At 41.0% G+C, this 25,736-nt stretch carries 44 protein-coding genes; 42 read left to right on the forward strand and 2 right to left on the reverse strand.

Features of this window, described 5'->3' with window-relative positions; translation table 11 throughout:
* Nucleotides 1-263: 263 nt before the first annotated feature.
* The 40 genes from rpsJ to Q1B03_RS20655 all read left to right on the forward strand — a co-directional run bounded on the left by rpsJ (nt 264) and on the right by Q1B03_RS20655 (nt 22,715).
* On the forward strand, nt 264-572 hold the full coding sequence (rpsJ, locus tag Q1B03_RS20460) for a 30S ribosomal protein S10 (protein ID WP_007085291.1): 309 nt from the start codon (nt 264-266) through the stop codon (nt 570-572).
* Nucleotides 573-607: 35 nt separating this feature from the next.
* On the forward strand, nt 608-1,237 hold the full coding sequence (gene rplC / locus Q1B03_RS20465; RefSeq protein WP_044340523.1) for a 50S ribosomal protein L3: 630 nt from the start codon (nt 608-610) through the stop codon (nt 1,235-1,237).
* A gap of 30 nt (nt 1,238-1,267) precedes the next feature.
* Nucleotides 1,268-1,891, forward strand: coding sequence for a 50S ribosomal protein L4 (gene rplD, locus Q1B03_RS20470; protein WP_299746166.1), 624 nt, complete (start codon nt 1,268-1,270; stop codon nt 1,889-1,891).
* Complete coding sequence (rplW, locus tag Q1B03_RS20475) at nt 1,891-2,175, forward strand: 50S ribosomal protein L23 (RefSeq protein WP_098353388.1); 285 nt, start codon at nt 1,891-1,893, stop codon at nt 2,173-2,175. The genes rplD and rplW overlap by 1 nt, the downstream gene beginning before the upstream one ends.
* Before the next feature lie 31 nt (nt 2,176-2,206).
* Nucleotides 2,207-3,037, forward strand: a complete 831-nt coding sequence (rplB, locus tag Q1B03_RS20480; RefSeq protein ID WP_044340525.1) for a 50S ribosomal protein L2 — start codon at nt 2,207-2,209, stop codon at nt 3,035-3,037.
* A gap of 60 nt (nt 3,038-3,097) precedes the next feature.
* Nucleotides 3,098-3,376, forward strand: coding sequence for a 30S ribosomal protein S19 (rpsS, locus tag Q1B03_RS20485; RefSeq protein ID WP_044340526.1), 279 nt, complete (start codon nt 3,098-3,100; stop codon nt 3,374-3,376).
* 19 nt (nt 3,377-3,395) lie between these two features.
* A complete protein-coding gene (rplV, locus tag Q1B03_RS20490) occupies nt 3,396-3,737 on the forward strand; it encodes a 50S ribosomal protein L22 (protein WP_034765976.1) in 342 nt (113 codons plus the stop codon).
* 3 nt (nt 3,738-3,740) lie between these two features.
* Nucleotides 3,741-4,397 (forward strand): 30S ribosomal protein S3, encoded by a 657-nt coding sequence (gene rpsC, locus Q1B03_RS20495; RefSeq protein ID WP_034765973.1) that lies wholly within the window; start codon nt 3,741-3,743, stop codon nt 4,395-4,397.
* A 2-nt stretch (nt 4,398-4,399) separates the two neighbouring features.
* Nucleotides 4,400-4,834: a 50S ribosomal protein L16 gene (gene rplP, locus Q1B03_RS20500; RefSeq protein WP_044340527.1), complete on the forward strand. Its 435-nt coding sequence runs from the start codon at nt 4,400-4,402 to the stop codon at nt 4,832-4,834.
* Nucleotides 4,824-5,027, forward strand: a complete 204-nt coding sequence (gene rpmC, locus Q1B03_RS20505; protein ID WP_032085278.1) for a 50S ribosomal protein L29 — start codon at nt 4,824-4,826, stop codon at nt 5,025-5,027. Before rplP ends, rpmC begins: the two co-directional genes overlap by 11 nt.
* Nucleotides 5,028-5,047: 20 nt before the next feature.
* Nucleotides 5,048-5,311: a 30S ribosomal protein S17 gene (gene rpsQ, locus Q1B03_RS20510; protein WP_032085279.1), complete on the forward strand. Its 264-nt coding sequence runs from the start codon at nt 5,048-5,050 to the stop codon at nt 5,309-5,311.
* Nucleotides 5,312-5,355: 44 nt separating this feature from the next.
* The gene (gene rplN, locus Q1B03_RS20515) at nt 5,356-5,724 is read left to right on the forward strand and encodes a 50S ribosomal protein L14 (protein WP_032085280.1); all 369 of its coding nucleotides are present in this window, start codon (nt 5,356-5,358) and stop codon (nt 5,722-5,724) included.
* Nucleotides 5,725-5,763: 39 nt separating this feature from the next.
* Entirely contained in the window at nt 5,764-6,075 is a 312-nt protein-coding gene (gene rplX, locus Q1B03_RS20520; RefSeq protein WP_034765969.1) for a 50S ribosomal protein L24, read from the forward strand.
* Nucleotides 6,076-6,101: 26 nt separating this feature from the next.
* The gene (gene rplE / locus Q1B03_RS20525; protein WP_034765967.1) at nt 6,102-6,641 is read left to right on the forward strand and encodes a 50S ribosomal protein L5; all 540 of its coding nucleotides are present in this window, start codon (nt 6,102-6,104) and stop codon (nt 6,639-6,641) included.
* A 24-nt stretch (nt 6,642-6,665) separates the two neighbouring features.
* Nucleotides 6,666-6,851 (forward strand): type Z 30S ribosomal protein S14, encoded by a 186-nt coding sequence (locus Q1B03_RS20530; RefSeq protein WP_044340528.1) that lies wholly within the window; start codon nt 6,666-6,668, stop codon nt 6,849-6,851.
* Between the two features lie 30 nt (nt 6,852-6,881).
* On the forward strand, nt 6,882-7,280 hold the full coding sequence (gene rpsH, locus Q1B03_RS20535; protein ID WP_299746197.1) for a 30S ribosomal protein S8: 399 nt from the start codon (nt 6,882-6,884) through the stop codon (nt 7,278-7,280).
* Between the two features lie 30 nt (nt 7,281-7,310).
* Nucleotides 7,311-7,850: a 50S ribosomal protein L6 gene (gene rplF / locus Q1B03_RS20540; RefSeq protein WP_044340529.1), complete on the forward strand. Its 540-nt coding sequence runs from the start codon at nt 7,311-7,313 to the stop codon at nt 7,848-7,850.
* Nucleotides 7,851-7,883: 33 nt separating this feature from the next.
* On the forward strand, nt 7,884-8,246 hold the full coding sequence (gene rplR / locus Q1B03_RS20545; RefSeq protein WP_044340530.1) for a 50S ribosomal protein L18: 363 nt from the start codon (nt 7,884-7,886) through the stop codon (nt 8,244-8,246).
* 23 nt (nt 8,247-8,269) lie between these two features.
* Nucleotides 8,270-8,770, forward strand: a complete 501-nt coding sequence (rpsE, locus tag Q1B03_RS20550; RefSeq protein ID WP_044340531.1) for a 30S ribosomal protein S5 — start codon at nt 8,270-8,272, stop codon at nt 8,768-8,770.
* 13 nt (nt 8,771-8,783) lie between these two features.
* Entirely contained in the window at nt 8,784-8,966 is a 183-nt protein-coding gene (gene rpmD / locus Q1B03_RS20555) for a 50S ribosomal protein L30 (RefSeq protein ID WP_044340532.1), read from the forward strand.
* A gap of 32 nt (nt 8,967-8,998) precedes the next feature.
* Nucleotides 8,999-9,439: a 50S ribosomal protein L15 gene (gene rplO / locus Q1B03_RS20560; RefSeq protein ID WP_113970897.1), complete on the forward strand. Its 441-nt coding sequence runs from the start codon at nt 8,999-9,001 to the stop codon at nt 9,437-9,439.
* Nucleotides 9,439-10,731: a preprotein translocase subunit SecY gene (gene secY / locus Q1B03_RS20565; protein ID WP_044340534.1), complete on the forward strand. Its 1,293-nt coding sequence runs from the start codon at nt 9,439-9,441 to the stop codon at nt 10,729-10,731. The genes rplO and secY overlap by 1 nt, the downstream gene beginning before the upstream one ends.
* A gap of 61 nt (nt 10,732-10,792) precedes the next feature.
* Nucleotides 10,793-11,443, forward strand: a complete 651-nt coding sequence (locus Q1B03_RS20570; protein WP_299746202.1) for an adenylate kinase — start codon at nt 10,793-10,795, stop codon at nt 11,441-11,443.
* The gene (gene map, locus Q1B03_RS20575) at nt 11,443-12,189 is read left to right on the forward strand and encodes a type I methionyl aminopeptidase (protein ID WP_044340536.1); all 747 of its coding nucleotides are present in this window, start codon (nt 11,443-11,445) and stop codon (nt 12,187-12,189) included. The genes Q1B03_RS20570 and map overlap by 1 nt, the downstream gene beginning before the upstream one ends.
* Before the next feature lie 15 nt (nt 12,190-12,204).
* Nucleotides 12,205-12,528: a KOW domain-containing RNA-binding protein gene (locus Q1B03_RS20580; RefSeq protein WP_201716425.1), complete on the forward strand. Its 324-nt coding sequence runs from the start codon at nt 12,205-12,207 to the stop codon at nt 12,526-12,528.
* Nucleotides 12,521-12,739, forward strand: a complete 219-nt coding sequence (gene infA, locus Q1B03_RS20585) for a translation initiation factor IF-1 (protein ID WP_034765945.1) — start codon at nt 12,521-12,523, stop codon at nt 12,737-12,739. Before Q1B03_RS20580 ends, infA begins: the two co-directional genes overlap by 8 nt.
* Before the next feature lie 38 nt (nt 12,740-12,777).
* Entirely contained in the window at nt 12,778-12,891 is a 114-nt protein-coding gene (rpmJ, locus tag Q1B03_RS20590; protein ID WP_003156543.1) for a 50S ribosomal protein L36, read from the forward strand.
* A gap of 24 nt (nt 12,892-12,915) precedes the next feature.
* Nucleotides 12,916-13,281 carry a 30S ribosomal protein S13 gene (gene rpsM, locus Q1B03_RS20595; RefSeq protein ID WP_034765943.1) on the forward strand — a complete coding sequence of 122 codons (366 nt, stop codon included), beginning with the start codon at nt 12,916-12,918 and terminating at the stop codon, nt 13,279-13,281.
* 25 nt (nt 13,282-13,306) lie between these two features.
* Complete coding sequence (rpsK, locus tag Q1B03_RS20600) at nt 13,307-13,696, forward strand: 30S ribosomal protein S11 (protein WP_032085294.1); 390 nt, start codon at nt 13,307-13,309, stop codon at nt 13,694-13,696.
* A gap of 171 nt (nt 13,697-13,867) precedes the next feature.
* Nucleotides 13,868-14,812, forward strand: a complete 945-nt coding sequence (locus tag Q1B03_RS20605; RefSeq protein ID WP_034765941.1) for a DNA-directed RNA polymerase subunit alpha — start codon at nt 13,868-13,870, stop codon at nt 14,810-14,812.
* A 46-nt stretch (nt 14,813-14,858) separates the two neighbouring features.
* Entirely contained in the window at nt 14,859-15,221 is a 363-nt protein-coding gene (gene rplQ, locus Q1B03_RS20610) for a 50S ribosomal protein L17 (RefSeq protein WP_299746220.1), read from the forward strand.
* Between the two features lie 285 nt (nt 15,222-15,506).
* A complete protein-coding gene (locus tag Q1B03_RS20615; RefSeq protein ID WP_299746223.1) occupies nt 15,507-16,343 on the forward strand; it encodes an energy-coupling factor ABC transporter ATP-binding protein in 837 nt (278 codons plus the stop codon).
* Nucleotides 16,319-17,188: an energy-coupling factor ABC transporter ATP-binding protein gene (locus Q1B03_RS20620; protein ID WP_299746225.1), complete on the forward strand. Its 870-nt coding sequence runs from the start codon at nt 16,319-16,321 to the stop codon at nt 17,186-17,188. Before Q1B03_RS20615 ends, Q1B03_RS20620 begins: the two co-directional genes overlap by 25 nt.
* Nucleotides 17,185-17,982, forward strand: coding sequence for an energy-coupling factor transporter transmembrane protein EcfT (locus Q1B03_RS20625; RefSeq protein WP_299746228.1), 798 nt, complete (start codon nt 17,185-17,187; stop codon nt 17,980-17,982). The genes Q1B03_RS20620 and Q1B03_RS20625 overlap by 4 nt, the downstream gene beginning before the upstream one ends.
* A gap of 14 nt (nt 17,983-17,996) precedes the next feature.
* Nucleotides 17,997-18,749 carry a tRNA pseudouridine(38-40) synthase TruA gene (gene truA, locus Q1B03_RS20630; protein WP_299746231.1) on the forward strand — a complete coding sequence of 251 codons (753 nt, stop codon included), beginning with the start codon at nt 17,997-17,999 and terminating at the stop codon, nt 18,747-18,749.
* 182 nt (nt 18,750-18,931) lie between these two features.
* Nucleotides 18,932-19,369 carry a 50S ribosomal protein L13 gene (rplM, locus tag Q1B03_RS20635; protein WP_113970906.1) on the forward strand — a complete coding sequence of 146 codons (438 nt, stop codon included), beginning with the start codon at nt 18,932-18,934 and terminating at the stop codon, nt 19,367-19,369.
* 22 nt (nt 19,370-19,391) lie between these two features.
* Nucleotides 19,392-19,784, forward strand: coding sequence for a 30S ribosomal protein S9 (gene rpsI / locus Q1B03_RS20640; RefSeq protein ID WP_034765933.1), 393 nt, complete (start codon nt 19,392-19,394; stop codon nt 19,782-19,784).
* Nucleotides 19,785-19,992: 208 nt separating this feature from the next.
* Nucleotides 19,993-20,439 carry a DUF2521 family protein gene (locus tag Q1B03_RS20645; protein WP_299746240.1) on the forward strand — a complete coding sequence of 149 codons (447 nt, stop codon included), beginning with the start codon at nt 19,993-19,995 and terminating at the stop codon, nt 20,437-20,439.
* Nucleotides 20,440-20,545: 106 nt separating this feature from the next.
* Complete coding sequence (gene cwlD, locus Q1B03_RS20650; protein WP_299746243.1) at nt 20,546-21,274, forward strand: N-acetylmuramoyl-L-alanine amidase CwlD; 729 nt, start codon at nt 20,546-20,548, stop codon at nt 21,272-21,274.
* A 391-nt stretch (nt 21,275-21,665) separates the two neighbouring features.
* Nucleotides 21,666-22,715: a P-loop NTPase gene (locus Q1B03_RS20655; RefSeq protein ID WP_299746245.1), complete on the forward strand. Its 1,050-nt coding sequence runs from the start codon at nt 21,666-21,668 to the stop codon at nt 22,713-22,715.
* 58 nt (nt 22,716-22,773) lie between these two features.
* Here the strand turns inward: Q1B03_RS20655 and gerD are convergent, their stop codons facing one another.
* A complete protein-coding gene (gene gerD, locus Q1B03_RS20660; protein ID WP_299746248.1) occupies nt 22,774-23,421 on the reverse strand; it encodes a spore germination lipoprotein GerD in 648 nt (215 codons plus the stop codon).
* Nucleotides 23,422-23,569: 148 nt separating this feature from the next.
* Here gerD and Q1B03_RS20665 point away from each other — a divergent pair, with 148 nt between their 5' ends.
* Nucleotides 23,570-24,205 carry a KinB-signaling pathway activation protein gene (locus Q1B03_RS20665; RefSeq protein ID WP_299746251.1) on the forward strand — a complete coding sequence of 212 codons (636 nt, stop codon included), beginning with the start codon at nt 23,570-23,572 and terminating at the stop codon, nt 24,203-24,205.
* Nucleotides 24,206-24,251: 46 nt separating this feature from the next.
* Here the strand turns inward: Q1B03_RS20665 and pdaB are convergent, their stop codons facing one another.
* Nucleotides 24,252-25,001 carry a polysaccharide deacetylase family sporulation protein PdaB gene (gene pdaB / locus Q1B03_RS20670; RefSeq protein ID WP_299746254.1) on the reverse strand — a complete coding sequence of 250 codons (750 nt, stop codon included), beginning with the start codon at nt 24,999-25,001 and terminating at the stop codon, nt 24,252-24,254.
* A gap of 140 nt (nt 25,002-25,141) precedes the next feature.
* Between pdaB and Q1B03_RS20675 the strand changes: the two genes are divergently transcribed.
* Nucleotides 25,142-25,369, forward strand: coding sequence for a hypothetical protein (locus Q1B03_RS20675; protein WP_299746257.1), 228 nt, complete (start codon nt 25,142-25,144; stop codon nt 25,367-25,369).
* Nucleotides 25,370-25,736: the final 367 nt, after the last annotated feature.

Below are 25,736 nucleotides of genomic sequence, written 5' to 3' on the forward strand. Positions count from 1 at the left end.
TTATATTAAATATTGTGAAAATACCACAAAACCTTGAAAACAACACGGTTCGTTTGTATAATAGAGAAAGTGTGCAAAACATAAAGAATTTGCAAGAAACAGTTGCATCTTCTAGGTGTTTTAGTTATAATAGACAATGTTGGTCTTTGACTGCGATGAAACAGAAGGTTGCTGACACACACGGCCGCTTTGCCATGGCGAGTGTGTGGGAAATTTCTGTGGAGAATGTCTATTCAAAAATAGGCGATAAAGGAGGGAAAATAATGGCAAAACAAAAGATTCGTATCCGTTTAAAGGCTTATGATCACAGAATTCTTGATCAATCAGCTGAGAAAATTGTTGAAACAGCAAAACGTTCTGGTGCGGCGGTTTCTGGACCGATCCCACTACCAACAGAAAAGTCTGTTTACACAATCTTACGTGCTGTGCACAAATACAAAGATTCTCGTGAGCAATTCGAAATGCGTACTCATAAACGCTTAATCGACATTGTAAACCCAACACCTCAAACAGTTGATGCGCTTATGCGTTTAGACTTACCATCAGGTGTAGATATCGAAATCAAACTTTAATTCATAAAAACCATAATTATTAGGAGGTGTGACTTATGACCAAAGGAATCTTAGGAAGAAAGATCGGTATGACTCAAGTTTTCGCTGAAAACGGTGATCTTATCCCTGTAACTGTTATCGAAGCTGCTCAAAACGTGGTACTTCAAAAGAAATCTATCGATGTTGATGGCTACGAAGCTATCCAAGTAGGTTTTGAAGACAAACGTGAAAAGCTTTCTAACAAACCAGAGAGAGGCCACGTTGCTAAAGCTGAAACTGCTCCTAAGCGCTTCATCCGTGAAATCCGCGGTGTAAACGTAGAAGAGTACGAAGTTGGTCAAGAAGTCAAAGTTGATATTTTCGCAGCAGGCGAAATCGTAGATGTAACAGGAGTATCAAAAGGTAAAGGATTCCAAGGTGCTATCAAGCGTCATAACCAATCTCGCGGACCTATGTCCCATGGTTCTCGTTACCACCGTCGTCCTGGTTCAATGGGTCCTGTTGATCCAAACCGTGTATTCAAGGGTAAATTACTACCTGGACGTATGGGCGGAGAGCAAATTACAATTCAGAACCTTGAAATTGTAAAAGTTGATGCTGAACGTAACCTTATCTTAGTTAAAGGTAATGTACCTGGACCTAAGAAACAACTAATCAAAGTAAAGTCAGCTATTAAAGCAAACTAATAGAACTTTTCAAGAAAGGAGGAAACAAGAATGCCGAAAGTAGCATTATTTAACCAAAGCGGTTCTAAAGTTGGTGATATCGAACTTAATGACACTGTTTTTGGTATTGAACCAAACAAACATGTAATGTTTGAAGCAGTATTGATGCAAAGAGCTTCTTTACGTCAAGGTAATCACAAAGTAAAAAATCGTTCTGAAGTACGTGGCGGTGGGCGTAAGCCTTGGCGTCAAAAAGGAACAGGTCGTGCTCGTCAAGGGTCAATCCGTTCTCCACAATGGCGCGGTGGTGGTACTGTATTTGGACCAGTTCCACGCAGCTACAGCTACAAACTTCCTAAGAAGGTTCGTCGCTTAGCGATTAAATCTGCTCTTTCTTCTAAAGTAGTAGAAGAAAACATTTTAGTATTAGAAGCATTATCATTCGATGCTCCTAAAACAAAAGAATTTGCTAACGTTCTTAAAGGTCTTTCAGTTAACTCTAAAACATTAGTAATCACTGATGGTCTTGACGAAAACGTAGCACTTTCAGCTCGTAACATCCCTGGTGTAACTGTTGTTCCTGCTGATGGAATTAGCGTTCTGGACGTATTAGGACATGACAAACTAGTGATGACTAAATCAGCTGTTGAAAAAGTAGAGGAGGTGCTTGCATAATGGATGTACGTGAAATCATTAAGCGCCCCGTAATTACTGAGGCTTCAACTGATCTTATGTCTGAGAAAAAATATACTTTCGAAGTTGATACTAGAGCGAACAAAACTCAAGTAAAAGACGCTGTTCAAGAAATCTTTGACGTGAAAGTAGAAAAAGTTAACATCATGAACTACAAAGGTAAGTTCAAACGCATGGGTAAACACGCTGGTTACACTAACAAGCGTCGTAAAGCAATCGTTAAACTTACTGCAGATAGTAAAGAAATCGAATTCTTTGAAGTATAAAATCTTTTAATTAAGAAGAGGAGGGAAAAACATGGCGATTAAAAAGTATAAACCTACCTCTAATGGTCGTCGCGGCATGACTAGTTCTGATTTCGCTGAAATCACTACGGATTCTCCGGAAAAGTCACTTTTAGCACCCCTACACAAAAAGGGTGGCCGTAACAACCAAGGTAAGTTAACAGTTCGTCATCAAGGTGGCGGTCACAAGCGCCAATACCGTATCATCGACTTCAAACGTGAAAAAGATGGTATACCTGGACGCGTTGCTACGATCGAATACGATCCAAACCGCTCAGCAAACATTGCACTAATTAACTACGCTGATGGGGAAAAACGTTACATTCTTGCACCGAAAACAATCGAAGTAGGTATGGAAGTAATGTCTGGACCTGAAGCAGATATTAAAGTGGGTAACGCATTACCACTTATCAACATCCCTGTTGGTACAATCGTACACAATATCGAACTTAAACCAGGTAAGGGTGGCCAGTTAGTACGTTCTGCTGGAACATCTGCTCAAGTACTTGGTAAAGAAGGTAAATATGTACTTGTACGTCTTAACTCTGGTGAAACTCGTATGATCCTTTCTGCTTGTCGTGCTACTGTAGGTCAAGTTGGAAATGAACAACACGAATTAATCAACATTGGTAAAGCCGGACGTTCTCGTTGGTTAGGTAAACGCCCAACAGTTCGTGGTTCTGTAATGAACCCTAACGATCACCCACACGGTGGTGGTGAAGGACGCGCTCCAATCGGACGTAAATCACCAATGTCTCCATGGGGTAAACCTACTCTTGGATACAAGACACGTAAGAAAAACAACAAATCTGATAAATTTATTGTGCGTCGTCGCAAAAAATAACGGGATTGTACTACGGTTCCTGAAAAGAGCCGTAGATCAATCACGAAGGGAGGTTCAAACATGGGTCGTAGCTTAAAAAAAGGACCTTTTGTTGATGATCATTTAATGAATAAGATCGAGAAATTGAACGAAACTGAAGGCAAACAAGTTGTTAAAACTTGGTCTCGTCGCTCAACGATCTTCCCAGCATTCATCGGTCACACTATCGCAGTTTACGATGGTCGTAAACATGTACCTGTATACGTCACTGAAGACATGGTAGGACACAAGCTTGGTGAATTCGCACCATCTCGTACTTACAAAGGTCATGCAAGTGATGATAAGAAAACAAGACGCTAATTGAGAGGAGGGTATCCTAATGCAAGCAAAAGCTGTTGCAAGAACAGTACGTATTGCTCCTCGTAAAGTACGTTTAGTCGTTGATCTAATCCGAGGTAAGCAAGTTGGAGAAGCGGTTGCTATCTTAAAGCACACACCTAAAGCTGCTTCACCAGTAATCGAAAAAGTACTTAAGTCTGCTATTGCGAACGCAGAGCACAACTTTGATATGGATATTAATAGCCTAGTGGTAACTGAGGCTTATGTAAATGAAGGACCAACACTTAAACGTTTCCGTCCTCGTGCGATGGGACGTGCAAGTCAAATTAACAAACGTACAAGTCACATTACACTTGTCGTATCAGAAAAGAAGGAGGGATAAGCTGTGGGTCAAAAAGTACATCCGGTCGGACTTCGTGTCGGTATAATCCGTGATTGGGAATCTAAATGGTACGCAGATAAAGATTACGCTAATCTATTACACGAAGACATTAAAGTACGTGAATATATTGCAAAACGTTTAGTAGACGCTTCCGTTTCTAAAGTAGAAATCGAGCGCGCTGCAAATCGTATTAACATTACTGTTCATACAGCTAAGCCTGGTATGGTTATCGGTAAAGGTGGTACAGAAGTTGAAGCACTTCGTAAAGCTTTAAACGAGTTAACTTCAAAGCGTGTACACATCAACATCGTTGAAATTAAAAGAGCAGACGTTGATGCTAAATTAGTAGCTGAAAACATCGCTCGTCAATTAGAAAACCGTGTTTCTTTCCGTCGTGCTCAAAAGCAATCGATCCAACGCGCTATGCGTGCTGGTGCAAAAGGAATCAAAACACAAGTATCTGGTCGTTTAGGCGGAGCAGATATCGCTCGTGCAGAACATTACAGTGAAGGTACTGTTCCACTTCATACTCTACGCGCTGACATTGACTATGCTCATGCAGAAGCTGACACAACTTATGGTAAGCTTGGCGTTAAAGTATGGATCTACCGTGGAGAAGTTCTTCCTACAAGAAAGAAATCTGAGGAAGGAGGCAAATAATTATGTTATTACCTAAACGCGTTAAACATCGTCGCGAACACCGCGGAAAAATGCGTGGACGTGCTAAAGGCGGTCAAGAGGTAGCGTTCGGTGAATACGGTTTACAAGCAGTGGAAGCTTCTTGGATCACAAACCGTCAAATCGAAGCAGCTCGTATCGCTATGACTCGTTACATGAAACGTGGCGGTAAAGTATGGATTAAAATCTTCCCTCATAAACCTTACACTGCAAAACCTTTAGAAGTACGTATGGGTTCAGGTAAAGGTGCTCCAGAAGGTTGGGTAGCAGTAGTTAAGCCTGGAAAAATCATGTTTGAAATCGCTGGTGTATCTGAAGAGGTAGCTCGTGAAGCACTTCGTTTAGCATCACACAAACTTCCAATCAAAACGAAGTTTGTAAAACGTGAGGAAATTGGTGGTGAATCAAATGAAAACTAATGAAATTCGTGACCTAACCACTGCTGAAATTGAACAAAAAGTAAAAACTCTGAAAGAAGAGTTATTTAACCTTCGCTTCCAACTTGCGACTGGGCAATTAGAAAACACAGCTCGCATCCGTGAAGTCCGCAAAGGGATCGCTCGTATGAAAACTGTAATCCGTGAAAGAGAGATCGGGGTTAACAATCGATAAATGAGAGGAGGTTTGCTTAAATGAGTGACCGCAACCAACGTAAGGTATACACTGGCCGTGTTGTTTCCGACAAAATGGATAAAACAGTAACGGTTATGGTAGAAACTTATAAAAAGCATTCTCTATACGGCAAGCGCGTTAAGTACTCTAAGAAGTTTAAAACTCATGATGAGAACAACGAAGCAAAAGTAGGCGATATCGTACGTATCATGGAGACTCGTCCACTATCTGCTACAAAACGTTTCCGTTTAGTAGAAGTTGTTGAAAAAGCAGTTATTATCTAATATATTTGTTCGGATATTTTATATTCCGAAGGGAGGTTACCTACATGATTCAACAAGAATCACGTTTAAAAGTTGCTGACAACTCTGGTGCTCGTGAAGTATTAACTATCAAAGTACTTGGTGGTTCTGGACGCAAAACAGCTAACATCGGTGATGTTATCGTGTGTACAGTAAAACAAGCAACACCAGGTGGCGTTGTTAAAAAAGGTGACGTAGTAAAAGCGGTTGTTGTACGTACTAAATCTGGTGTACGTCGTCAAGACGGTACTTACATTAAGTTCGACGAGAACGCTTGTGTAATTATCCGTGACGATAAGGGACCACGTGGAACTCGTATCTTCGGACCTGTTGCTCGTGAACTACGTGACAGCAACTTTATGAAAATTGTATCTTTAGCTCCAGAAGTTCTTTAATAGATATTAGCATTGGGCCATTCAAGGAGGTGCGATGAAATGCATGTAAAAAAAGGCGATAAAGTAATGGTCATTACTGGGAAAGATAAAGGCAAAACAGGTGTTGTTCTTGCTTCATTCCCTAAGAAAGACCGAGTGCTAGTTGAAGGAATCAACGTTGTAAAAAAACACGCTAAGCCTTCACAGATGAACCCGCAAGGCGGAATCATCAGCCAAGAAGCATCTATCCATGTATCAAATGTTATGCTTCTAGATCCGAAATCTAACGAGCCAACTCGTGTAGGTTATAAGACAGAAGACGGCAAGAAAGTACGTGTAGCAAAAAAATCAGGTGAAGTTCTAGATAAATAGTACGATTAAGAAGGGAGGTATTCTGAATGAACCGCCTAAAAGAAAAATTTCAACAAGAAATCAGTCCAGCTCTAGTGAGCAAATTCAATTACAAATCAGTAATGGAAGTACCTAAAGTTGAAAAGATCGTTGTCAACATGGGTATCGGTGATGCTGTTCAAAACTCAAAAGCTCTTGATGTAGCTGTTGATGAATTAACTCAAATCACTGGTCAAAAGCCAGTTGTAACTAAAGCTAAAAAATCTATCGCAGGCTTCCGTCTACGTGAAGGTATGCCAATCGGTGCAAAAGTTACTCTACGCGGAGAGCGTATGTACCAATTCTTAGATAAATTAATTTCTGTTTCACTTCCACGTGTACGTGACTTCCGTGGTGTTTCTAAAAAAGCATTCGACGGTCGCGGTAACTATACATTAGGAGTTAAAGAGCAATTGATTTTCCCTGAGATTGACTATGATAAAGTGTCTAAAGTACGTGGTATGGATATCGTAATCGTAACAACTGCGAACACAGACGAAGAAGCTCGTGAATTATTGACACAAATCGGAATGCCATTCCAAAAGTAATCGCTATATAAGGGAGGCGAAAATGTGGCTAAAAAATCTATGATTGCGAAACAAAAACGCGCGCCAAAGCATAATGTTCAAGCGTACACACGTTGCGAACGTTGCGGACGTCCTCATTCAGTAATCCGTAAATTCAAGCTTTGCCGTATTTGTTTCCGTGAACTTGCATACAAGGGTCAGATTCCTGGCGTTAAGAAAGCTAGTTGGTAATACCCTATATTGGGAAGGAGGTAAATTATTATGACAATGACAGATCCAATTGCAGATTTGCTAACTCGCATCCGTAATGCGAACATGGTTCGTCACGAAAGATTAGAAGTTCCTGCTTCTAACATCAAGAAAGAAATTGCAGAAATCCTTAAACGTGAAGGTTTCGTACGTGACGTAGAATATGTAGAAGATAACAAGCAAGGTGTTATCCGCATTTTCTTAAAATATGGAGCAAACAACGAACGCGTAATTACTGGATTAAAGCGTATCTCTAAACCTGGTTTACGTGTATATGCAAAATCAACTGAAGTACCTAAAGTATTAAACGGATTAGGTATCGCACTTGTTTCAACTTCTTCAGGTGTTTTAACTGATAAAGAAGCTCGTGCTCAACAAGTAGGCGGAGAAGTACTAGCTTACGTTTGGTAATATTTTTTATATGAATGGAGGTGCAACAGGATGTCACGTGTAGGAAAACTACCAATCGAAATTCCATCTGACGTTACTCTAACAGTAGGTGAAAACAACACTGTAACTGTAAAAGGACCTAAAGGGGAACTTTCTCGTACATTCAATTCTGATATTAAAGTAGAATTAGAAGGAAACGTAGCAACAGTTACTCGTCCTTCTGATGCAAAAGAACACCGCGCGTTACACGGTACAACTCGTGCCCTAATCGCGAACATGGTTGAAGGTGTATCTAAAGGATTCCAAAGAAATCTTGAGCTAGTCGGTGTTGGTTACCGTGCTCAAAAACAAGGTACTAAGCTTGTACTTAACGTTGGTTACTCTCACCCAGTTGAGATCGAACCAGAACAAGGTATTGAGATCGAAGTACCGGCAAACACAAAGATATCTATCAAAGGTATCGACAAAGAACGTGTTGGAGCATTAGCTGCTAACATTCGTGCTGTACGCTCTCCTGAGCCTTACAAAGGAAAAGGTATTCGCTACGAAGGTGAATATGTTCGTCGTAAAGAAGGTAAAACAGGTAAATAATGCCGCGTAGGCAAAAGAAAGGAGTGACCGTAGGTGATTACTAAGCCAGATAAGAACAAAACACGTAAGAAGAGACATGCTCGTGTCCGTTCAAAAATTACTGGAACTGAAACTCGTCCTCGTTTGAACGTTTTCCGTTCTAACAAAAATATCTACGCTCAACTTATCGATGATATGAACGGTGTTACTCTAGTAAGTGCATCTTCTCAAGATAAAGATTTCGATCTAGACTCAGCTGCTACTATCGATGCAGCAGCAAAAGTTGGAGAACTAGTTGCGAAACGTGCAGTAGAAAAAGGATTAAAATCTGTAGTATTTGACCGTGGTGGATATTTATATCATGGCCGTATCAAAGCTTTGGCTGAAGCAGCTCGTGAAAACGGCTTAGAATTTTAATAAAAAAAGGAGGGACAATCCAGATGCGTCGTATTGATCCAAGTAAACTAGAATTTGAAGAACGCGTAGTTACAATCAATCGTGTTGCGAAAGTTGTAAAAGGTGGACGTCGTTTCCGTTTCGCTGCTCTTGTAGTAGTAGGCGACAAAAACGGTCACGTTGGTTTCGGAACTGGTAAAGCTCAGGAAGTACCTGATGCAATCCGTAAAGCGATTGAAGATGCGAAGAAAAATCTAATTGAAGTTCCTATGGTTGAAGGTACAACTCCTCACCTGGTAACTGGACGATTTGGTGCTGGTCAAATTCTTATCAAACCTGCTTCTGCGGGTACAGGAATTATTGCTGGTGGACCTGTTCGTGCCGTACTTGAATTAGCTGGTGTTCAAGACATCCTATCTAAATCTTTAGGATCTAACACTCCAATTAACATGGTTCGCGCTACTATCGAAGGTTTAAAACAATTAAAGCGTGCTGAAGACGTTGCAAAACTACGTGGTAAATCAGTAGAAGAGATATTAGGATAAGGGAGGGATAACGATGGCTAACAAACTAGAAATTACCCTCACTCGCAGTACAATTGGTCGTCCACAAGATCAACGTAAAACTGTTGAAGCTTTAGGACTTCGCAAAATGCATCAAACTGTTGAACAACAAGATAATGCTGCTATCCGCGGTATGATCAATAAAGTTGCTCACCTTGTAACGGTTACAGAAAAATAATCGATTTCTTTCGAAAAAAAGGAGGTGCCGACATGAAATTACATGAGTTAAAACCTACAGAAGGTTCACGTAAAGTCCGCAATCGTGTAGGACGTGGTATTGGTTCAGGTAATGGAAAGACTTCTGGTAAAGGTCATAAAGGACAAAACGCTCGTTCAGGTGGCGGAACTCGTCCTGGCTTTGAGGGTGGTCAAACACCATTGTTCCAACGTCTACCGAAACGTGGATTCACGAACATCAACCGTAAAGAATACGCAATCGTCAATCTTGACGCATTGAATCGCTTCGAAGATGGTACAGAAGTTACTCCAGCGCTACTTGTAGAAACTGGCGTTGTAAGTAACGAAAAAGCAGGAATTAAGATTCTTGGTAAAGGTTCAATCGAGAAAAAGCTTACTGTAAAAGCACAGAAATTCTCAACCACTGCTAAAGAAGCTATCGAAGCTGCTGGCGGTACATCCGAGGTGATCTAATGTTTCAAACTGTCTCCAATTTTATGCGCGTGGGTGATATAAGAAATAAAATTATTTTCACCCTTCTAATGTTAATAGTCTTCCGTCTTGGTACCTTTATTCCGGTGCCAAACGTAGACGCTAATGTGTTGAAAATGCAAGACCAGGCAGGAATTCTTGGATTCCTGAATACATTTGGTGGCGGTGCTCTTCAAAACTTCTCCATCTTTGCGATGGGTATCATGCCTTACATTACCGCTTCAATCATCGTACAGCTCCTTCAAATGGATGTTGTTCCGAAGTTTACAGAGTGGTCTAAGCAAGGTGAAGTCGGACGCCGTAAATTAGCTCAGTTTACACGTTATTTCACCATCGTTCTAGGGTTTATCCAAGCTTTAGGTATGTCCTATGGTTTCAACAGAATATATGGTGGAATGCTTATCCAAAGCCCTGGAGTTAGTACGTACCTACTAATAGCGTTAGTTCTGACAGCTGGTACGGCTTTTCTTATGTGGTTAGGTGAACAAATCACGGCTAAAGGTGTGGGGAATGGTATCTCGATCCTGATCTTTGCAGGTATCGTTGCCGCTATCCCTAACACAGTAAACCAAATCTATGCTCAACAAATTGAAGGAGCAGGCGAACAGCTCTTCCTTCGAATTGTGGTTCTTGCACTTCTTGTTTTAGCAGTTATTGCAATCGTAGTTGGTGTTGTGTTTATTCAGCAAGCACTTCGTAAAATTCCGATTCAATATGCAAAACGTTTAGTGGGGCGTAGTCCGGTTGGTGGACAATCAACACATCTACCATTAAAGGTGAATGCTGCGGGTGTTATTCCAGTTATCTTTGCGATTTCTTTCATTATCACGCCACAGACCATTTCATCCTTCTTTGGAGAAAATGATGTGACTAGTACAATACAGTACATTTTTGATTACACTAAACCAGTTGGTATGATCATCTATGTAGCTCTGATCGTTGCCTTTACGTATTTCTATGCTTTCATTCAAGTGAATCCAGAACAAATGGCTGAAAACTTGAAGAAGCAAGGTGGATATATCCCTGGTATTCGTCCAGGTAAAACCACACAAGAGTATCTCACTCGCGTTCTGTATCGTCTAACATTTGTTGGGGCAATCTTCTTAGCTGTTATCTCAATTCTTCCTGTTTTCTTCATTAACTTTGCAGGATTACCTCCTGCAGCTCAAATCGGTGGAACAAGCTTACTAATCGTAGTGGGTGTTGCACTTGAGACAATGAAGCAACTTGAAGCACAGTTAGTGAAACGTCACTACAAAGGATTTATTAAATAAGAGGGTTTTCGGGAACATTTTGTTCCTGAGACCATTTTATAGACAATTAGGGGGAGTTCGAGTGAATATAGTTCTTATGGGCTTACCAGGCGCAGGAAAAGGCACTCAAGCTGAAAAGATCGTAGAAAAATATGGTATCCCCCATATCTCTACAGGAGACATGTTCCGTGCAGCTATCAAAGGCGGTACTGAGCTAGGCTTGAAGGCTAAATCATTCATGGATAATGGCGATCTTGTTCCTGATGAAGTAACAATCGGTATTGTTCGTGAACGTTTAAGCAAAGAGGACTGTGAAAAGGGCTTCTTACTGGATGGGTTTCCAAGAACGGTTGCTCAGGCAGAAGCACTTGAAAACATCCTGGCTGATCTTGGTAAAAAAATGAATTATGTCATTAATATAAATGTAGATAAGGACATCCTGATGGAGCGCTTGACAGGTCGCAGGATCTGTAAAGAGTGCGGCGCTACTTATCATCTTGTCTTTAATCCGCCAACAGAAGAGGGCGTTTGTGATCGCTGCGGCGGCGAGTTATATCAACGCGCAGATGACAACGAAGAAACGGTACAAAATCGTTTAGACGTAAACATTAAACAAACTCAACCACTATTGGCTTACTACGAAGACAAAGGCTATCTGAAAAACATTGACGGTCAACAAGACATCCATAGAGTGTTTGATGACATTGATGAACTACTTGGAGGCCTTTCATAATGATCATTTCTAAAACTCCGAGAGAGATTGAGATTATGCGGCAGGCTGGAAAGATTGTGGCATTAACTCATGCGGAATTGCGAAAGTATATTTCTCCGGGAATATCGACGAAGGAATTGGATGCAATTGCTGAAAAATTCATTCGTAAACATGATGCAATTCCATCTTTTAAAGGGTATAATGGGTTTCGTGGCAGCATCTGTGCTTCAGTCAACAATGAGTTGGTTCATGGAATTCCAGGCGATCGGGTATTGAAGGATGGCGATATAATCAGTATCGATATCGGTGCTAAATATAACGGTTATCACGGTGACTCCGCTTGGACGTATCCAGTTGGAACAATAGATGATGAAACCCAGAAGCTTCTCGATGTTACAGAAGAATCATTATTTCTGGGGCTTAAAGAAGCTAAACCAGGCGAGCGTCTGTCGAATATCTCTCATAGTATACAAACTTTTGTTGAGGCTAATGGCTTTTCTATCGTTCGAGAGTATGTGGGACACGGAGTTGGTCAAGACTTACATGAGGATCCTCAAATTCCTCATTATGGACCACCCAACAAAGGTCCTCGTTTAAAGCCTGGCATGGTACTGGCTATTGAACCAATGGTTAATGCAGGAAGTCGATATGTTAGAACGTTATCAGATAACTGGACAGTCGTCACAGTAGATGATAAAATGTGTGCGCACTTTGAACACACCATTGCAATTACTGAAGACGGCTATGAGATATTGACGAAAGCCTAAGTGAAGGTGATTGGATTGATCGAGTCAGATTCGACGATACCGAGGATTGGTCAGATTGTTCAAACCCTTAAAGGGAGAGAAACAGGAAGCTACTCGGTCGTTGTTCAGCAATTGGATGAACGTTTTGTACTCATAGCAGATGGGGATAGACGAAAGTTTGATCGCGCCAAGCGAAAGAACATCGCTCATCTTCACTTGTGTGACTATGTTTCTCCAGAAGTTCAAAACAGTATTATTGAATCAGGCAGAGTAACGAACGGTAAACTGCGTTATGCTGTTTCAAAGTTTGTTAACGAAGTTTTAAATGATGAGAAGAAGGGAGACATGTTCGATGGCTAAGGATGATGTAATTGAAGTTGAAGGTAAGGTCGCTGAGACTTTGCCCAATGCGATGTTTAAGGTAGAATTAGAAAATGGTCATACAGTACTGGCACATGTTTCAGGAAAGATCCGTATGCATTTCATTCGTATCCTACCTGGTGACAAGGTAACAGTAGAATTATCACCGTATGACTTAACTCGTGGTAGAATCACTTATCGTTATAAATAATCTATTGCACTCCGTACTATTAAGGAGGTTAGAATAAGATGAAAGTTAGACCATCTGTTAAACCAATCTGCGAAAAATGTAAAGTTATTCGTAGAAAAGGTAAAGTTATGGTTATCTGTGAAAACCCTAAACATAAACAAAAACAAGGCTAATCTTAAAGGAGGTGCGCTATCACTATGGCACGTATTGCTGGTGTAGACATTCCACGTGACAAACGTGTTGTCATTTCATTAACATACATCTACGGTATTGGTAAAAATACTGCAGCGAAAATCTTATCTGAAGCTGGTGTATCTGAGGATACTCGCGTTCGCGATCTTACTGACGACGAACTAGGAAAGATTCGTGATATCGTTGATAAATTAAAAGTAGAAGGTGATCTTCGTCGTGAAGTATCACTAAACATCAAACGTCTTATGGAAATCGGTTCATACCGCGGTCTTCGTCACCGTCGTGGACTACCTGTTCGTGGACAACATACGAAGAACAATGCTCGTACACGTAAAGGTCCTCGTAAGACTGTAGCTAACAAGAAAAAATAATAGGTAAAGGAGGTTACTTCTTAGTATGGCACGTAAAACAAACACTCGTAAACGTCGTGTGAAAAAGAATATCGAAGCTGGTATTGCACACATTCGTTCTACATTCAATAACACAATCGTAACTATTACTGATGTTCACGGAAATGCTGTTGCTTGGTCAAGTGCAGGTTCACTAGGATTCAGAGGTTCTCGTAAATCCACTCCATTCGCAGCGCAAATGGCAGCTGAAACTGCAGCGAAAGCTTCTCAAGAACATGGTTTAAAAACTCTTGAAGTAACAGTTAAAGGTCCTGGTGCTGGTCGTGAAGCAGCTATCCGTGCTCTTCAAGCAGCAGGTCTAGAAGTTACTGCAATCAGAGACGTTACTCCAGTTCCTCATAATGGATGCCGTCCACCAAAACGTCGCCGCGTTTAATTTTTCTGTATAAATTTTGTATCGTTGTCTATAATGGGATATGATACAAGATACGTTCATTCAGAAAAGTAACCAGTTGTTGGTGCACAATAGGGAACGTAAACATGGGGAATTTCGGACTTTAACTTATTTAGCCCGGAGTTTCGACGTTTTGAAGGAGGGTAAATATTAATGATCGAAATTGAAAAGCCAAAAATTGAAACGGTTGAGATCAGCGATGATGCCACATATGGAAAGTTCGTCGTAGAACCACTTGAGCGTGGATATGGTACAACTTTGGGTAACTCCTTACGTCGTATCCTACTATCGTCACTCCCAGGTGCTGCTGTCACATCTATTCAAATAGATGGAGTACTGCATGAGTTTTCAACAATTGAAGGCGTCGTAGAGGATGTCACATCCATCATTTTGAATATCAAGAAGCTAGCGTTAAAGATCTACTCTGATGAAGAGAAAACGCTAGAAATTGATGTACAGGGCGAAGGAGTTGTAACGGCTGCTGATATTACTCATGATAGTGATGTAGAAGTGTTAAATCCTGATTTGCACATCGCAACATTATCTAAGAGTGGACACTTCCGTGTGCGTTTAAGCGCATCACGTGGACGTGGATACAGACCAGCAGACCAGAACAAACGTGAGGATCTTCCTATTGGCGTGATCCCAATCGATTCTATTTACACTCCAGTTTCACGCGTTAACTATCAAATAGAAAATACTCGTGTTGGTCAAATGACGAACTACGATAAACTTTCTCTTGATGTATGGACTGATGGAAGTATTGGACCAAAAGAAGCGATTTCTTTAGGTGCTAAGATTCTAACAGAACACTTAAATATTTTCGTTGGCCTTACAGATGAAGCGCAGAATGCTGAAATCATGGTAGAAAAAGAAGAAGACCAAAAAGAGAAAGTTCTTGAGATGACGATCGAAGAATTAGATCTTTCTGTTCGTTCTTATAACTGCCTGAAGCGTGCTGGAATCAATACTGTTCAAGAGCTTGCTAACAAGACAGAAGAAGATATGATGAAAGTGCGTAACTTAGGACGTAAATCACTTGAAGAGGTTAAAGTTAAACTTGAAGACCTTGGACTTGGCTTACGTAAAGACGACTGATAACATCTTCTTTCATATATAGATTCAACAAAGGAGGGAACCCTTAATGGCTTACAGAAAGTTAGGACGTACCAGTGCTCAACGTAAAGCAATGCTACGTGATTTAGCTACAGACCTAATCATTAACGAGCGCATCGAAACAACTGAAACTCGTGCGAAAGAGCTTCGTTCAGTTGTGGAAAAAATGATCACTTTAGGTAAACGTGGTGACGTTCATGCTCGTCGTCAAGCTGGTGCATACATTCGTAAAGAAGTTGCAAACGCTGAAAACAACCAAGATGCTTTACAAAAGTTATTCTCTGACATCGCTCCTCGTTACACAGAGCGTCAAGGCGGATATACTCGCATTATGAAGGTTGGTCCTCGCCGTGGTGACGGTGCTCCAATGGCAATCATCGAATTAGTTTAATAATTCGTGACTACTAACATTAAGGGCGGGACAGTTAATCCTTAACTGCTTCTTTGCCCTTTTTGTATAAGTGCATGTTGATGAAAAGCAGAGCGTTACGATGAGCAGCGCTGTCTGACTCGTCTAGCTCGTGCACCCCTTCCAACTTCTATATTCATAGAAGCTGTTCAATGGTTGAACAAGAAAAGATGCTCTTTTCTTTGGTCGGGGTGCAGGCTTTTTTTTATATGCAGAGATTTTTATAGCAGAGCTGAGTATGGAAGAGCGTAGAGGAGGTTACAGAAATTGAAGGAAATCATTAAAGTAGACGATGTGCATTTCAGATACCCTGATCAGAATACCTACGCCCTTAAAGGCATTAGTCTGACTGTCAATCAAGGTGAATGGCTGGCGATTGTCGGACATAACGGTTCCGGTAAGTCGACGCTTGCCAAAATGTTGAATGGGCTTCATTTTCCTGAGAAGGGGAGTGTAACGGTTGATGGGATTGTTCTTTCAGAAGGATCTATATGGGACATCCGTTCAAAGCTGGGTATGGTTTTTCAAAATCCCGATAATCAGTTTGTTGGTGCTACAGTAGAAGATGATGTGGCTTTTGGGTTAGAAAACCATGGGGTACCGTATGAAACAATGGTACAGAGAGTCACTGATGCTTTAAAAAGTGTCCATATGGAAGATTTTCTTGTTCAAGAGCCGCACCATTTGTCAGGTGGTCAAAAACAGCGTGTAGCGATCGCCGGGGTCGTAGCCCTGCAGCCATCGATCATCATCTTAGATGAAGCTACATCCATGCTTGATCCAAAAGGAAGAAAAGAAGTTCTTGAAACGGTTCGTAAGCTGAAAGAGGAAGAAAACTTAACGGTGATCTCCATTACCCATGACCTGGAAGAAGCAACAAAGGCAGATCGAATGATTGTATTAAATCAAGGGGGGGTTTTTAAGGAGGGTATCCCGGAAGATATTTTTCTATTAGAGGACAAGTTAATCGGACTGGGACTGGACTCCCCTTTTACGATTAAGCTTGCCGGAGCCCTTAAAGAAGCAGGGATTCCCCTGTCTAAAACCTATTTTACAGAAGAAGAGTTGGTGGATGAGTTATGCAAATCACATTTCAACAGGTAGAATACCGATATTCATTCAACACTCCATTCGAAAAACTTGCCCTTCAAGATATCAATCTTTCCATCCCGACAGGTCAGTTTCTCGCGGTTATCGGTCACACCGGTTCGGGAAAGTCAACACTCCTCCAGCATTTAAACGGATTGTTAAAGCCTACGGAAGGTCTTGTCCAGGTAGGAGAATATCAAATAAAAGCGAAGCAAAAGGCAAAAAGTTTAAAGCCGGTAAGACAGAAAGTAGGCATCGTCTTTCAATTTCCTGAGCATCAGCTGTTTGAAGAAACCGTGCTCAAGGATATTTGCTACGGTCCAATGAACTTTGGCGTATCGGAGGAAGAAGCGATACGAAGAGCGAAAGAGTTGATCGTAAAGGTGGGTCTCTCTGAAGAGGTATTACAAAAATCTCCATTTGATTTATCAGGGGGACAAATGAGACGGGTAGCCATTGCAGGTGTACTTGCTATGAATCCGGAGGTCATTGTCTTAGACGAACCTACGGCAGGACTCGATCCCAGAGGTCAACGTGAGATCATGGACATGTTCTATGCTCTTCATAAAGAAAAGGGACTGACGACCATTCTCGTTACCCATAGCATGGAAGACGCAGCTCATTACGCAGAAGAGATTGTGATTATGCAGAAGGGCCGCCTAAAGAGAAAGGGAAGTCCTGAAGAGATTTTCTCCCAGGCAGATGAACTGTTTGAGATGGGATTAGACGTTCCAGACGTCGTTCGTTTTCAATATCAATTTGAACAGAAAACGGGGAAGAAGCTCCCGAAAACCTGTTTAACGATAGAGGAATTAGCTTCAGCCATCCGTTCACTTCGAGATGGAGGTGAAGCCCCATGATGGAGAAAATGATCTTTGGCCGATATGTACCCGCTAAATCCATTCTTCATCAGATGGATCCAAGGGCAAAGCTCTTATTTATTTTTGGGTTTATATGTGTCGTCTTTTTAGCAAATAATTTTGTTACGTATGCACTGCTCGGCCTATTTACGTTTAGCGCACTTATTCTTTCTAATCTTTCGCTGCGTTTTATTATCGGTGGATTGAAGCCTATCCTATGGTTAATCTTATTTACATTCTTCTTACATGTGTTTTTTACCAAGGAAGGCCCTGTCATTCTGGACATGGGAATATTGTCTGTTCATGAAGAGGGGTTAAGGCAGGGGATCTTTATTTCTTTACGATTCTTTTATCTGATTCTCGTAACGTCTTTATTAACCCTGACGACTTCCCCTATCACGATTACAGACGGTCTTGAGACGCTTCTGAATCCATTAAGAAAAGTAAAGTTTCCAGTTCATGAGCTGGCTCTTATGATGTCGATTTCTTTACGTTTCATTCCGACCTTGATGGAGGAAACAGATAAAATCATGAAAGCCCAAATCGCAAGGGGGGCTGAGTTTTCTTCCGGTCCCGTGAAAGACCGGATTAAAGCCATCATTCCTTTACTGATCCCTCTCTTTGTCAGCGCCTTTAAACGTGCTGAGGATCTGGCAACAGCCATGGAGGCAAGAGGGTATCAAGGTGGAGAAGGCAGAACGAAATACCGACTGTTATCCTGGCACAAGAAGGATACGGGAGCTTTAGTGGTACTGGCCCTTTTAACAGTTGTATTGATTATTTTTAGAGGATAACGGGAGTGTCGTGTATGCAGAGAGTGAAGTGTACCATCGCCTACGATGGGACTAATTTTCATGGTTATCAGGTTCAACCCAGTCAGCGAACCGTCCAGGGGCTCATCGAAGATATTCTATCCACTATCCATAAAGGGGAAAGAATCCGTATCAGTGGGTCGGGACGTACGGACGCTGGTGTCCATGCGAATGGTCAGGTTTTTCATTTTGATACATCATTGGCCATCCCTGAAGAGAAATGGCCGGTGGTACTGAACACCCGCTTACCGGATGAAGTAACCATTAAAGAAGCTGAGCTTGTTCCTACTGACTTCCACTCAAGGTTCTCTGTCCTACAGAAGGAATATCGATACCGTGTTTATACGGGAGAGTCGAGAAGTCCGTTTAACCGTCACTTTTCCCTTCATTATCCCTACACTTTATCTGTGACGGATATGGAGCGTGCTGCACGGCATCTGATCGGGGAGCATGACTTCACGAGTTTTTGTTCAGCGAAAACCGAAGTAGAAGATAAAGTAAGAACCATTCACCATATTGAGATTCAAGAGCATGAGGAAGAAATCATTTTTTCTTTTGTGGGAAATGGATTTCTCTATAATATGGTGAGGATATTGGTTGGTACATTATTAGAGGTAGGTTCTGGGAATATCCAAGTAGAAGAGATTCCTGGAATACTGGATGCCAGGGATCGTAATCGGGCAGGGAAGACTGCACCTCCTCATGGACTTTATCTGTGGAAGGTCGATTATGACCCTATTGTTAAATAGAAATTTATATTACTTTCAAAAAAAATACTAAAACAACTAATCCTGGTGTAACATTCTCTTGACAATAGACTGGGAACAAGATAATATAGCATATGGTATGTTATTAACCCCACGATAAGCCCCGGAAACTTATTGTGATTAGAAAATAAATACTACGGATTCATTAAATAGGAGGTTAAATCATGCGTACAACGTATATGGCAAAAGCCAACGAAATCGATCGTAAATGGTTCGTTGTAGATGCTGAAGGCAAAACTCTAGGACGTTTAGCTAGTGAAGTTGCTTCTATTCTACGCGGAAAACACAAACCAACATTCACACCACATGTAGACACTGGTGATCATGTTATCATTCTTAATGCTTCAAAAATTGAACTAACTGGTAAAAAGTTAACGGATAAGATCTACTACCGTCACACGAATCACCCAGGTGGTTTAAAGCAACGTACAGCATTAGAAATGCGTACAAACTACTCAGAGAAAATGTTAGAGCTTACTATCAAAGGTATGCTTCCAAAAGGTTCTCTAGGTCGTCAAATGTTCAAGAAATTACATGTGTATGCTGGAGCAGAGCATAAGCATCAAGCACAACAACCTGAAGTTTACGAACTTCGTGGATAATTAATAAGAGGAGGTTATTATCTTGGCTCAAGTTCAATATTACGGAACTGGTCGTCGTAAGAGCTCAGTAGCTCGTGTACGTTTAGTACCAGGTAACGGAAACATTGTTATCAATGATCGTGAAGTAGAAGTTTATATCCCATTCGCAGCACTAAGAGAAGTAATTAAGCAACCACTAGTTGCAACTGAAACTCTTGGTAACTATGACGTTTTAGTAAACGTTAATGGTGGAGGCTATGCTGGTCAAGCTGGTGCGATCCGTCACGGAATCGCTCGTGCTTTACTACAAGCAGATCCTGAGTACCGCGGAACTCTAAAACGCGCTGGATTATTAACTCGTGACTCTCGTATGAAAGAGCGTAAAAAATACGGTCTTAAAGGTGCACGTCGCGCGCCACAATTCTCTAAGCGTTAATTATTATTTCAAACAAAAGCTCAACCGATTCATTCGGTTGGGCTTTTTTTGTTGGGGAGGGACCTCCAATTTCACCACACCATGAACTTCGATCAGCTTCATGGCCGGCATTGAATCGGGAGTTCCGTCCCTCAAAAAAATTGGTAACAGTTACTCGAATGAACTGTTGTGTTAAGTAGGAAAATACGTTCAAAGGGGTGGATGATCTTTGAACGTTATTACAACTTTCAATACAAAGAGAAGAGAAAAACAAATTAAGTCGGAAAGAACGTTGCTGAAAGAGATTTCGATTAAAATGCTTCAGGAAAGTGTCCGTAAGCATTTTGGATATATAAAGGTTCAGGGCGGTGTATTTATGCAGCAGGGCTTTGATGAGGCATGCTTTGATGTGGCCATTGAAGCTTATCTGCTGGGTGGAAAGGTTAGCAAGTTTGGATATACTGGTGAACCTTCTGATGTCGTTAAAAAGCGGTGCGAGGAAGAATTAAAACACTTTATCGATACGCTTTATAATTTCTGGTTGTATTGGTCTGAGATGGGCGTTTCCAATCAAGTTGATGAGTCCTTTTATTTTTGCTGTGAGCACTTTGTGGAAACATGGTGGTCAGAAGGATATGAAAAGGGGATCAAGCGTCACAAACTGCGTTTGAATTAATCAATTCAGTTCTAAAAATCATTCTTGTCCCATATTTTTTAGTAAGGACAGCGGAGCTATAAAGAGTTTTTTCTCCGGGTTGAAACTGGGAAATAGGAGGACTGGAATGGTTCATAAACTAAAGGTCGTCGGGATAATTTCTGCACTGGTTATTTTATTATTCATTATTCAATATAAGGTTTTAGACAAGGATACATGGGATTCCTGGAACCTTCCTTTATCAGGTAAGATCATCTATATAGACCCAGGGCATGGCGGTCCAGACGGTGGAGCCGGTGATAAAGATGCCTTGGAAAAGGATATTGCTTTAAATGTGTCTTTGATGATAAGGGATTATCTCCAAGAACAAGGAGCTCTCGTCATCCTGACACGGGAAAAAGACGAGGATCTTGCTGATGAAGATACAAAGGGATACAGCCGTCGGAAAGTGGAGGATTTAAAGAACAGGCTTAGCTTAATCAATGAATCCGAAGCAGACTTATTTTTAAGTATCCATCTGAACTCCATTCCATCTGCAAAGTGGAGCGGTGCCCAAACATTCTATAATCCAAAGTATGAAGAAAATAAAGTCCTTGCCAAAGCTATTCAAGGAGAGTTGACACGTAATTTAGAAAACACGACACGAGAAGCGAAAGGTCTTCAAAACGTGTATATTTTAAAACACGCCAAAAAGTCAGGTGCCTTAGTGGAAATCGGGTTTCTATCGAATCCAGGTGAGCGGGCCAATTTGCTTAAAGAAGATTATCAGCAAAAGATTGCTGCCTCAGTGTATCAGGGAGTTCTCAATTATTTAACAATGGATGAAGAAGATAAAGAAGAAGCTGACGAGGAATAACCTCTCAGCTTTTATTTTTGGCTAATTTCGAAAAGATTGTTGTTTTAATACAGAAGAGCTCTTTGACCTGTGTCAGTGAGTGTGTAGAGAATAGCCTTTAAAGAAACATGCTTCGAAAGTTGATTGGAGCGGAAGGATGCTCTACTCCTGCGGGAAAAGCTGGACAGTACAAAAAGCGGAGGCTCACCGCCAGCCCCGTGGAAAGCGAGCATCCTGTACCGGAAATCAACTGCTGCTTTCTTATCTAAGAAAGAATCAAACGTTACGAAAAGAGCTTTTTTCATTATTCAACAAAAGCATTCAAAACCTTTTGATCATTCATTCAACTAAGAATATGTTATACTGAAAGCAGGTTGATTGAAAACGAATACATAGAAAAGGGTGGATATTCATGTTAACTGAACAACAGACACGCGAACTTTTATTTGGATTAAAAGATCCTTTTTTAAATAAAACGTTAGAAGAAACAAATGGTATCGTCGAAATTTCAATTAAGGAAGAAAAGAAGCATGTAAGCGTGAAGATCGCCATTGCCAAGACAGGTACTGGTGAACAAATGCAATTCCAGCAAAAGATCGTACAAGTCCTAAAGGATAATGGAGCTGAATCTGTCGGGATCCGCTTCACGGAGCTTCCACAGGAAGAGCTTGAAAAGCACAGAGGATCCGGTGGAGAAGGAACGGATTTATTATCACCTGCAAGTAAAACAACCTTTATCGCGATTGCGAGTGGAAAAGGCGGAGTAGGAAAGTCGACGGTTTCTGTTAACTTAGCTGTATCATTGGCCCGTCAAGGAAAAAAAGTCGGGCTGGTGGATGCTGATATTTACGGGTTCAGTGTGCCTGATATGATGGGAATCGTGAAACGACCAGTCGTTAGGGGAGAAAGAATTATTCCAGTAGAACGTTTTGGCGTAAAAGTCATTTCCATGGGCTTCTTTGTTGAGGACAATGCTCCCGTGATTTGGAGAGGTCCTATGCTTGGGAAAATGCTCAACAATTTCTTCTCAGAAGTAGAGTGGGGAGAACTGGACTATTTACTGCTGGACCTGCCACCAGGGACAGGTGACGTTGCCCTTGATCTTCACACGATGCTCCCACATTGTAAGGAGATCATCGTTACAACACCGCATCCAACAGCAGCATTCGTAGCGGCCCGTGCAGGCGCCATGGCTCTGCAAACCGACCATGACATTCTTGGTGTGGTTGAGAACATGTCCTATTTCGAAAGTAAATTAACAGGCGAAAAAGAATTCGTATTCGGGCAAGGTGGAGGAGAGAAGCTAACGGAAGAACTACGTACCGACTTATTAGGCAAGCTTCCACTTCAACAGCCTGACTGGAACGAAGAGGATTTTGCTCCTTCCATTTACGCAGAGGACCACCGTTTAGGGCAGATTTATGGAGACATCGCTCATAAAGTGATTGAAAAACTGTCTTAGGTAGACGAATAAAAGGACAAATGCGTTGGAACCTCCACGCATTTGTCCTTTTTAACAATTATTGGCCACCGCCACCACCGCTGCCAGAACCTCCAGAATCACCAGATCCGCCCTCATCACCGCCGGAAGAAGACTCACTGCCACCTTCGCTTTTACCGCCTTCTTTCATTTCACCGGCAGCCTTCAGTAACACATCCTGCATCTTAGCCTTGAATAGAGGGCTTTCAAATGTTTCCGTAATGACTTTTTGCAGATGTTCCCTATATTCCTGGCTTTTTAAAGCTTCAGTCAGTTCCTTCTTGAATTCAGGGTCCTTTAACAGATCCATCATCATCTTTTGATACTCAGGATCCTTCATGAGGTCTTTGAGTAATTTTTCATTTCCATCCTTCATGCTTTTTGCCATCGCTTCGGCAAACTTAGGGTCTTCGAAGGATTTCTTCCAGAATTCAGTTCCTTTTTCAGAGGTTAACGTCTTAGAAATCGTATCCGTCACAACCCCTTGGTCCATAATAAGCTCTGATTTCATTTTTTCATCAGACATGACTTCTTCAATCGCTTTTTTACCATCATCGGTCTTTAATATATCGACAACCATTTTCTTGGTTTCTTCATAATCCATTTTGCCACTGCCTGTATCTCCGCCACCGCCACAAGCGGATAGAAGAAGAATCGACAGTAGAAAAAGAAAGGAATATCTTTTCATGGGTAGGCTCCTTCCATACAAATTCCTTACCCTTAATATGAGAAATAACGAAAAAAATATGCATAAGAAAAACTGGAACCTAGATTTTTTATAGTAGCGTTGGTACAATCAAAAGAGTGTATATTTTTTTATTTGGAGGAAAATAGAAGTGACCATCCGCAATTGGATTCGTTTTTTCATTCATACGTTAGTGATCGGTGGAGTCGTTACCGGTGTAGCCGCACTTCTCATTAGATGGGATCAGTTCGGACCATACATCCAAGAAGGAAACGTGATTGGCATATTATCAAGTCTACTTTGGTTTGTTTTTGTAGGTTTCACATTTAGTGTAATCAGTCAGATGGGCTATTTTGCTTATTTGACCATCCATCAATTCGGGATGGGAATGTTTAAGAGCTTATGGAATCCTGTTCAAGTGGTGCTGATTGCCCTTGTCCTGTTTGATTTAATCTACTTCCGATTCAGAGCTTTCGCTGAGGAAGGTGAGTCGTATACCCCTTATATTTTTCTGGGAATCGGCATCCTGCTCGTTGGTTTAGTCGTAGCTTATATGAAGAATAAGCAATCAGAAGCCAAGACGAACACATTTGTGTCTGCCTTATTCTTTATGATTGTTGTAACCACACTGGAGTGGTTGCCGGTTTTACTGGTGAATTCCGTTAAATGGCTGTACCTTATGCTGCTGGCCTTATTGGCATGTAATGCATTCCAGCTTCTGCGTCTTCCTAAATATATCGAGAAGTCCCAAGTGGAAAGGCAACGTAAGCAGCCTACTAAGAGTTAAACAAATAAAAGCCCGCTGATGAGGTCCCTTCATCAGCGGGCTTTTATTACTGTATGAGGGAAGACTTGGCATCCCCGTTTGAAATCATGTCTGAAACCGTAATGAAGTTACCTTTTCCTTTTAATTCTTTCACGATGGTCGGCAAAGCGGATTTCGTTTGTTTAGCTGAATCCGATGCGTGAAGGAGAATGATATCCCCTTTTTTGGCTTTCTTCACATTATTGATAATTTCATCTACACCAGGATTCGTCCAATCTTTAGAGTCTACACTCCAGTGAACCACAGTAAGCCCAAGAGAGTCGGCTACCTTTAATGTTTCTTTATTAAAGTGACCGGTAGGCACGCGTAATAACTTCACATCTTTAACATTTAGCTTCTTAAAAACGGTATCGGCTTTTAATATGTCCTGCTTGATCTTATTTGGTTCCATATCCGTATAATCGGAATAGGCATAGCCAAGATTTCCGATTTCATAACCCTGCTTCACAATTTGCTCCACTAAATCAGGGTGTCTCTCCGCCCAGGCTCCGGAAAGAAAGAAGGTAGCTGACTGGACATTCATTTTCTTTAATTCTTCAAGGATCGGCCCCGCTTTTTCATCTCCCCAACCAATATTGAATGTAATCGCGACTCCTTTTTCCCCTTTGTAGATCGCTTTCGGTCCATCCTTCGTACTAAAAACAGAAAGTGTCGAAAGGTTACTGCTATATACAAACAAGGCAGTAAAAAATGAAATCACGATAATCAGACTGATTTGCTTTAATTTCTTAGCATTAATTGTGTGAAACGTATTCAATCGTTCATCCCTCCGTTCAACCGTCTATCTCTACTAAAGATATGCATGTCCCCGGAAAAAATATCTATCTTTTAAAAAAATGATTATAAATTTCTTTTAATGGAAAAAACTACAAATACAAACATTAAGGGGTGACATACTTGCTGGGGTTAATGATTAATGACAGAGAGAAACAAGAAATAGAGTATTTGTTAAAAAGAGAGATGGATGAAATACTGTTCGATCTAAGAGATTCTCGAATTGATCATATCGTTAAGAGAGCAATGGATGAACGGTATAAAATCTTATTCTCACTCTTTAAAAGGTTTGCCAGTCAAAAGGAATGTTTAAAGTATATGAAGACGGCAGCAAAGAAAGAAACATATTAAAGAAAATCAGCTTCCGCTTATATTCGAGTGGGAGCTTTACTATTAATGAGTTCAGGGGACGGCTGCCTGAATAAGATGCGGGTGTGTAAGATAGTTAATGTGTTTGAAATATTTTTTTGAAAAAAATTCATAAATGTATTGACCCTCCCGAAAAATCTTGGTATATTAATAAACGTCGCTGAAACACAATGAATTATTTAGAAGAAACACCAATAAATAATTTCAAAAAACAGTTGACATCACACATTGATGTGTGATAAATTAATAAAGTCGCTCCAAACGGGCGTGACACACATTGAACCTTGAAAACTGAACAAAACAAGACAATACGTCAACGTTAATTCTAGATTTATTTTTAAAGAGCTAT

The sequence above is a fragment of the uncultured Rossellomorea sp. genome, from assembly GCF_947488365.1.
In the GTDB taxonomy this organism is placed as follows: domain Bacteria; phylum Bacillota; class Bacilli; order Bacillales; family Bacillaceae_B; genus Rossellomorea.

Excerpts from the sequence above, each read along its gene's own strand:
- rpsE (WP_044340531.1), top strand. The coding sequence starts at position 8,270 with ATGCGTCGTATTGATCCAAGTAAACTAGAATTTGAAGAACGCGTAGTT.
- rplQ (WP_299746220.1), top strand. The coding sequence starts at position 14,859 with ATGGCTTACAGAAAGTTAGGACGTACCAGTGCTCAACGTAAAGCAATG.
- infA (WP_034765945.1), top strand. The coding sequence starts at position 12,521 with ATGGCTAAGGATGATGTAATTGAAGTTGAAGGTAAGGTCGCTGAGACT.
- rplO (WP_113970897.1), top strand. The coding sequence starts at position 8,999 with ATGAAATTACATGAGTTAAAACCTACAGAAGGTTCACGTAAAGTCCGC.
- rplB (WP_044340525.1), top strand. The coding sequence starts at position 2,207 with ATGGCGATTAAAAAGTATAAACCTACCTCTAATGGTCGTCGCGGCATG.
- rplD (WP_299746166.1), top strand. The coding sequence starts at position 1,268 with ATGCCGAAAGTAGCATTATTTAACCAAAGCGGTTCTAAAGTTGGTGAT.
- cwlD (WP_299746243.1), top strand. The coding sequence starts at position 20,546 with ATGGTTCATAAACTAAAGGTCGTCGGGATAATTTCTGCACTGGTTATT.
- Q1B03_RS20620 (WP_299746225.1), top strand. The coding sequence starts at position 16,319 with ATGCAAATCACATTTCAACAGGTAGAATACCGATATTCATTCAACACT.
- rpsM (WP_034765943.1), top strand. The coding sequence starts at position 12,916 with ATGGCACGTATTGCTGGTGTAGACATTCCACGTGACAAACGTGTTGTC.
- rplV (WP_034765976.1), top strand. The coding sequence starts at position 3,396 with ATGCAAGCAAAAGCTGTTGCAAGAACAGTACGTATTGCTCCTCGTAAA.
- map (WP_044340536.1), top strand. The coding sequence starts at position 11,443 with ATGATCATTTCTAAAACTCCGAGAGAGATTGAGATTATGCGGCAGGCT.
- rpsQ (WP_032085279.1), top strand. The coding sequence starts at position 5,048 with ATGAGTGACCGCAACCAACGTAAGGTATACACTGGCCGTGTTGTTTCC.
- Q1B03_RS20605 (WP_034765941.1), top strand. The coding sequence starts at position 13,868 with ATGATCGAAATTGAAAAGCCAAAAATTGAAACGGTTGAGATCAGCGAT.
- gerD (WP_299746248.1), bottom strand. The coding sequence starts at position 23,421 with ATGAAAAGATATTCCTTTCTTTTTCTACTGTCGATTCTTCTTCTATCC.
- rpmD (WP_044340532.1), top strand. The coding sequence starts at position 8,784 with ATGGCTAACAAACTAGAAATTACCCTCACTCGCAGTACAATTGGTCGT.
- rplX (WP_034765969.1), top strand. The coding sequence starts at position 5,764 with ATGCATGTAAAAAAAGGCGATAAAGTAATGGTCATTACTGGGAAAGAT.
- rplE (WP_034765967.1), top strand. The coding sequence starts at position 6,102 with ATGAACCGCCTAAAAGAAAAATTTCAACAAGAAATCAGTCCAGCTCTA.
- rpsH (WP_299746197.1), top strand. The coding sequence starts at position 6,882 with ATGACAATGACAGATCCAATTGCAGATTTGCTAACTCGCATCCGTAAT.
- rpsJ (WP_007085291.1), top strand. The coding sequence starts at position 264 with ATGGCAAAACAAAAGATTCGTATCCGTTTAAAGGCTTATGATCACAGA.
- rplM (WP_113970906.1), top strand. The coding sequence starts at position 18,932 with ATGCGTACAACGTATATGGCAAAAGCCAACGAAATCGATCGTAAATGG.
- rplF (WP_044340529.1), top strand. The coding sequence starts at position 7,311 with ATGTCACGTGTAGGAAAACTACCAATCGAAATTCCATCTGACGTTACT.
- rpmC (WP_032085278.1), top strand. The coding sequence starts at position 4,824 with ATGAAAACTAATGAAATTCGTGACCTAACCACTGCTGAAATTGAACAA.
- Q1B03_RS20625 (WP_299746228.1), top strand. The coding sequence starts at position 17,185 with ATGATGGAGAAAATGATCTTTGGCCGATATGTACCCGCTAAATCCATT.
- rpmJ (WP_003156543.1), top strand. The coding sequence starts at position 12,778 with ATGAAAGTTAGACCATCTGTTAAACCAATCTGCGAAAAATGTAAAGTT.
- rplC (WP_044340523.1), top strand. The coding sequence starts at position 608 with ATGACCAAAGGAATCTTAGGAAGAAAGATCGGTATGACTCAAGTTTTC.
- rplN (WP_032085280.1), top strand. The coding sequence starts at position 5,356 with ATGATTCAACAAGAATCACGTTTAAAAGTTGCTGACAACTCTGGTGCT.
- secY (WP_044340534.1), top strand. The coding sequence starts at position 9,439 with ATGTTTCAAACTGTCTCCAATTTTATGCGCGTGGGTGATATAAGAAAT.
- Q1B03_RS20655 (WP_299746245.1), top strand. The coding sequence starts at position 21,666 with ATGTTAACTGAACAACAGACACGCGAACTTTTATTTGGATTAAAAGAT.
- truA (WP_299746231.1), top strand. The coding sequence starts at position 17,997 with ATGCAGAGAGTGAAGTGTACCATCGCCTACGATGGGACTAATTTTCAT.
- rplP (WP_044340527.1), top strand. The coding sequence starts at position 4,400 with ATGTTATTACCTAAACGCGTTAAACATCGTCGCGAACACCGCGGAAAA.
- rpsK (WP_032085294.1), top strand. The coding sequence starts at position 13,307 with ATGGCACGTAAAACAAACACTCGTAAACGTCGTGTGAAAAAGAATATC.
- rpsS (WP_044340526.1), top strand. The coding sequence starts at position 3,098 with ATGGGTCGTAGCTTAAAAAAAGGACCTTTTGTTGATGATCATTTAATG.
- rplW (WP_098353388.1), top strand. The coding sequence starts at position 1,891 with ATGGATGTACGTGAAATCATTAAGCGCCCCGTAATTACTGAGGCTTCA.